Raw genomic sequence first — 4,133 nt, 5'->3', positions numbered from 1 at the left:
GGCATCGACAGACCGCTGATTAGGGGCATGACCACCGGCTTCTCCGGAAGCAGGGAGGCTCTTCGTAATGTGGATGTGGCGATCGGTGCCGCTGGACGGCCGGGCGAGTACGACCGGAGACTGCACGATCGACACCAGTGACATCGGCGCCTTGCACCGGGACGGCCACATCCGGATCGGTGAGGCTCTGCTCCCACCAGGCGTGCAGGAACTCGCGTACCGGATCGGCATGGTCGTCGGGCCACTGCTGCCAGCGCCCGCGGGCGAAGGAGTATCCGGCCTCTTCCAGTCCGAAGAGGGGCTCTGCCTGACCGGCGACCAGAACCCTGGCGAACTGCGGCAGGATGCGGCGCAGCACGGCCGCATGATCGCTCCAGTCGGTGGCCTGCCAGGTCCGGCGCAGGAGATCCGGCTCCAGTTCGACGTCCGGCGTCTTCAGCAGGCTGAGCTCCTCCGAGCTGCCCCAGTGGCAGCCGCAGTTGTGCTCGTCCGGATGTGCTGTCAGGCCGTGGAAGGTGACGGAGAGGGTGTCCAGGGCTGCGCCGAGGCGGGGGCGTGAGGGATGGTCGGCGACATGCATATGAGCCCGGCCTTTGAGGACTCCATACGGCTTCCGCCGATCGAAGATCGCGACTTTGCCCGGTGAGGCGGGTCGTGCGCTGGAGTCGCCGCCACCAGATGGCCGGCCCCGTTGCGGTTGGCGGCCGTCGCAACGACCGAGGCCACTAGGAACCCGACCGGTACCGGACACACGATGGTCCGCGCGACGCGCGGACCTCCCCCGTCCTGCCCCATGTCCCCCCTTGTGGAGGTGTTTTGAGGCCTTCACGTTCCGCCACGCGAGGATGCGCTGCGGCCGACCGATTGGTCGGGTGATGCGAGCGGCTTCCGGCACCACCGCTCCCGGCGCAATCATGGGGCCTGGAACCGGATCATGGACCGATCCGTGGGTCGCTCCGGGGACTGACCCACGGGCCGTGAAAGGGGCACGACGTGCGGCTGCGCTGCGCTGTACTGGACGACTTTCAGAAGGTGGCGACCGAGGTTGCCGACTGGTCGCTCGTCGCGGACGACGTGGAGGTCGTCGCATTCGACCGGCACATCGAGGGCGAGGACGCCCTGGCCGCGGCCCTGGCCGGGTTCGACATCGTGGTAACCCTGCGCGAACGCGTGCCGTTCCCCGGCTCGCTGATCGCCCGGCTGCCCCGGCTGAAGCTGCTGGTCGCCTCCGGCATGCGGAACTCCGTCATCGACCACGCGGCCGCCGAGGCGCACGGCGTCACGGTGTGCGGCACGGCCAGTTCCTCCACGCCGCCCGTCGAACTGACCTGGGCGCTGTTGCTCGGCCTCGCCCGGGGCATCGTCGAGGAGAGCAGCGCCCTGCGCGCCGGGGGCCCCTGGCAGAGTACCGTCGGTGCCGATCTGCACGGCCGGCGGCTCGGGTTGCTCGGCCTGGGGAAGATCGGCAGCCGGGTCGCCCAGATCGGGCTCGCCTTCGGCATGCACGTGAGCGCCTGGAGTCAGAACCTCACCCGCGAGCGCACCGACGAGATCGGCGTCGAGCTCGCCCCCTCCAAGGAGGACCTCCTCGCGAGCAGCGACTTCGTCTCGGTCCACCTCGCGCTGAGCGACCGCACCCGCGGTCTGCTCGGCCCCGCCGAACTCGCCCTCCTGAAACCGAACGCGTACCTGGTCAATACCTCACGCGCGGCCATCATCGACCAGGAGGCCCTCCTCGCCGTCCTGCACGAGGGCGGGTTCGCCGGCGCCGGCGTCGACGTCTTCGACATCGAGCCCCTGCCCGCCGACCACCCGATGCGCACGGCTCCTCGCCTCCTCGCCACCCCGCACCTCGGCTACGTCTCCCGGGCCAACTACGCGACGTACTATGGCCAGGCGGTCGAGAACATCCAGGCCTATCTGGCCGGCTCGCCGATACGGCTCCTGGCCCACTGAGGCGTGCCGCCCGGTGACCGCCCTGCCCGACGGTCACGGCGTCTGTGTCGGCGGCGGCTGCAACACGCTGGTCCCGGCCGTACGTCCACAGGCCTCGCCGTGCCCGTTCGCGTGCCGCGTACGCAGCCGTACCCCTACCCGGCTCGTTCGGACTACCCGCTACCCGTACCGGTAGATCCGGCTCTGGTCCTCCAACTGGGCCGGTGTGACGTCCCACGGTGGCATCTTCTGATGCCGCGCGACGACTCGGCCGCGTTGAGCGTCGCCCCGGGCCAGCGGCTTCGCGGGGAGATAGCGGGCGCCCCGGTGCCGCCGCTGCCAGCGGAGCCAGAGAAGGTCCACAAAGGCGTGATGCAGCCAGAACACGGGGTCATTGACAGACGCGCCACCCATCATGTGGCCGCCGACCCACCGATGGACCCGGTTGTGGGTGCGCCACGAAGCGGAGCCCCGCCCGGGCCCCCATCCTTCGACCTTGTTGCGGAACCCTTTGGCCGATCCGGAGTTCCACGGTGCCGTGTCGTAGACGGGATCGTTGAGGGCCCCCTCCAGATCCTTGGCCGTCGGCAGCGCGATCGGATCCCGGGGACGGCCCAGCTCACGCGTGAGGAACTCCGTGTCGGTGACCCCCACCTTGATCGTCCACTTGCCGTTGCGGTGGGCGAAGGGGCCGGACATCACCTGCCGGTCGGAACGCCGCCCGGTGCCGCCGAGCAGGTCATCGGTCCACGGTACGGCCGTCCGCGTGCGGTTGCGCGTCCAGTCCCAGTACGGCAGGGTCACCGACTCGTCCACGCGCAGCAGCGCGCTCTCCAGGTCCAGCAGGAATTTGCGGTGCCAGGGCAGGAAGGAAGGCGCCATGTGGGCGGCGCGCAGGCCGGCCTCGCCGTCGGGGGTGTAGTACTCGATGTGCGTACGCACGAACTCGTCGTACTCACCGCGCCGTTTGAGCTCCAGCAGCGCGTTGACAAGCCGGCGCCGTTCGGACCGGGTGAGTGTGCTGACGTCCTTACGCGTGTACACCACGGCGATGCCCCCCCTCGGCGTGCTCGTTTTCGTTCGCCGTACGGCCGTCCTCCATGCGACTGTTCCGCCCACCAGGCGTGACCAGCCGTGCGCCGGGGCCGAGTTCGTCGACGGCAGCGCGCGCGGCGGCGAGCGGAGTCGCATACGACTGATAGTGGTCGACCATGCTCATCCAGCTGCCGTCGGCCCTGCGCATCAGGTGCAACGGCTGTCCGTCCACGGTGACGTGCCACGCGCTCAGGCCGTCCTCCCCGGTCCGCCCGGCATCGTGCCTGACACCTGCGATGCGGCGCCCGCGATACGTCTCGTCGAAGCGCTCCTCGTCGCCCGCCGGTCCCGGCCCCTTCCCGTCCGCTCCCGACGTGCTCGGGGTCGTCCCCGACGCCACCAGTACCGGTGCGAGAGCCACCGAGAACGCCGATGCGCACAGTCCCCACAGCACCCGGCGTCGCACCGTGGCCCTGGCGGCGTGGGCGGGCGACGGCGCAGAGTGCGCGGAGCCGGCTGCCACGGGGGTGACCGTCGCGGGCGCCGCGGGGCGCGCTGGTTGTGGCTGAAGTGGTTTGCCGGTTCGCAATGCCTGCCTCTTCCTCGCCCTGAGAAGGGCGGTCCACATGACACACGCTTCGACGGGCCCTCGCATGCGCGACGTGATCGGCCCGGGGTTCCCTCAACTCTGCGCCCGCAGTCCGAATGCCTGCGGCAACTCGGACCACCAGGGGAATTGCTTCACCGCTTACAACGAGCCCTCGAGCGAGTGGAAACCGTGCACGCAGAAATTGCGCCGCCCCACACGGAAGGTCACCCGAATGAAGGGCACGTCATATCCGCCTTTCTCATCCGCATCCGCAGGGGAAAAACACGGTTCAGGCCAGCGGGCGAGTTGAGGACCGGCATCCGGTCGGCTGCGCTCGGCGCCAGGCGGTCCAGGAGTCGAGCCCAAGCCGCCAGCCCCTGGTTGGCCGATGGGTCCGGAACCGACTCGGGTGCCGGACGTCAAGCGTCCGGCACCCGGTAGGGAGTAACCGCTACCGACGGGACAAGGCCCGTCCTCGCCGGTAGAGGATGACGCCACCCGCCAGCAGTACCGCGGCTGCTCCAGAGGCCGCGATCATCTCCCCACCCCCGGTGTCGGGGAGGGAGGGCCGATC

The 4,133-nt window shown here is 69.9% G+C and carries 5 protein-coding genes; 1 reads left to right on the top strand and 4 read right to left on the bottom strand.

Going from position 1 to position 4,133, the window contains the following annotated elements:
- Positions 1–19: 19 nt before the first annotated feature.
- On the bottom strand, positions 20–580 hold the full coding sequence (locus C1J00_RS39380; RefSeq protein ID WP_342751792.1) for a hypothetical protein: 561 nt from the start codon (positions 578–580) through the stop codon (positions 20–22).
- 413 nt (positions 581–993) lie between these two features.
- Between C1J00_RS39380 and C1J00_RS39375 the strand changes: the two genes are divergently transcribed.
- A complete protein-coding gene (locus C1J00_RS39375; protein ID WP_102913672.1) occupies positions 994–1,956 on the top strand; it encodes a D-2-hydroxyacid dehydrogenase family protein in 963 nt (320 codons plus the stop codon).
- 159 nt (positions 1,957–2,115) lie between these two features.
- On the opposite strand, the gene C1J00_RS39370 is transcribed toward C1J00_RS39375, so the two are convergent.
- The 3 genes from C1J00_RS39370 to C1J00_RS39360 form a co-directional block, all read right to left on the bottom strand.
- Positions 2,116–2,982, bottom strand: coding sequence for a tyrosinase family protein (locus tag C1J00_RS39370; protein ID WP_102913671.1), 867 nt, complete (start codon positions 2,980–2,982; stop codon positions 2,116–2,118).
- Entirely contained in the window at positions 2,966–3,493 is a 528-nt protein-coding gene (locus C1J00_RS39365; RefSeq protein WP_245936689.1) for a tyrosinase family oxidase copper chaperone, read from the bottom strand. The genes C1J00_RS39370 and C1J00_RS39365 overlap by 17 nt, the downstream gene beginning before the upstream one ends.
- Positions 3,494–4,010: 517 nt before the next feature.
- Positions 4,011–4,133 (bottom strand): LPXTG cell wall anchor domain-containing protein (locus tag C1J00_RS39360; protein WP_146046353.1); only part of this gene is annotated, 123 nt, incomplete at its 5' end.

The sequence above is a fragment of the Streptomyces cahuitamycinicus genome (assembly GCF_002891435.1).
Classification (GTDB): domain Bacteria; phylum Actinomycetota; class Actinomycetes; order Streptomycetales; family Streptomycetaceae; genus Streptomyces; species Streptomyces cahuitamycinicus.
The sequence above is the reverse complement of the archived record's forward strand: the minus strand, read 5'-3'. Positions and strand labels throughout refer to the sequence as shown.